The sequence below is a fragment of the Streptomyces sp. T39 genome (assembly GCF_008042045.1).
Lineage (GTDB): Bacteria > Actinomycetota > Actinomycetes > Streptomycetales > Streptomycetaceae > Streptomyces.
Map to the genome: position 1 here is coordinate 1 of NZ_RDBP01000115.1, position 937 is coordinate 937.

Here is a 937-nt window from a genome sequence, read left to right on the forward strand (position 1 = left end):
CGCCGGGGGCGGGCCGCCCCCCGCGGAACGCGAAACCCGGTGGGCCCGGACCGTGCCGCGCGGTAGCGTCCGGCGGGCGAGCCGCCCCAGGAGGCGGCTCACCCGTCCACGGCCATCCACGGAGACCACCATGCCCGGCACCCGCGCGACGACGACCCTGTGGCGGCCCACCGGGCCCCAGGAGCTGGATCTGGTGCGGGAGTCGGGGTGGCGGGCATGGCCGCCCCGGCTGGCCGAGCAGCCGATCTTCTATCCGGTGCTCGACGAGGACTACGCGATCAAAATCGCCCGGGACTGGAACGTGAAGCACAGCGGAGCGGGCTTCGTGACGCGCTTCGAGGTCGAGTCGGAGTTCCTGACGCGGTACCCGGTCCAGCAGGCGGGCGGGCGGACGATCCTGGAGCTGTGGGTGCCGGCCCGGGAACTGGACGAGTTCAACGCCCACATCGTGGGCCCGATCCGGGTGGTCCACGAGTTCCGCTGAGGGACGCCGCGGCTGCGCTCGTCACGCCTCACGGCGTTCCGTCGCGGGAGGCGCGCAGCGCGGCGGCCGTGGCGTGGGGGTCGTAGTCGGGGCCGGTGCCCCGGACGAGGATGATGTCGCCCGGTATGTGGCGGGTGCGCAGGGGGATCAGGGCGCGGTAGGCGTCGGAGTCGTACCAGGCGCGGGCGGCGTCGAGGGACGGGAACCCGATGACGACGACCGAGCCCGGCCAGTCGCCCTCCATGACCTCGTGGGCGGTGCCGTGGACGAGGAAGCGGCCCTCGTACGGGTCCATGGTGGCCTGGATGCGCTCGATGTAGTCGAGGACCTCGTCGTGGGGCTGTCCGGTGGGCATCAGCCGGGCGATCGCGTAGGCGGTCATCGTTCCTCCGTGCGGTGGGCGGTGGAGTGCGGGGCGCGGGTTCGATCGTGCCCGGGAGCGGCCGCGCCGGT

Annotated in this window: 2 protein-coding genes; one reads left to right on the forward strand and one right to left on the reverse strand. The window is 73.6% G+C overall.

The window, feature by feature from the left end; all coding sequences use genetic code 11:
• Positions 1-130: 130 nt before the first annotated feature.
• On the forward strand, positions 131-484 hold the full coding sequence (locus tag EAO77_RS35675) for a hypothetical protein (protein ID WP_147992464.1): 354 nt from the start codon (positions 131-133) through the stop codon (positions 482-484).
• Positions 485-512: 28 nt separating this feature from the next.
• Here EAO77_RS35675 and EAO77_RS35680 read toward each other — a convergent pair whose 3' ends face one another.
• Positions 513-866 (reverse strand): DUF1330 domain-containing protein, encoded by a 354-nt coding sequence (locus EAO77_RS35680; protein WP_147992465.1) that lies wholly within the window; start codon positions 864-866, stop codon positions 513-515.
• Positions 867-937 lie beyond the last annotated feature (71 nt).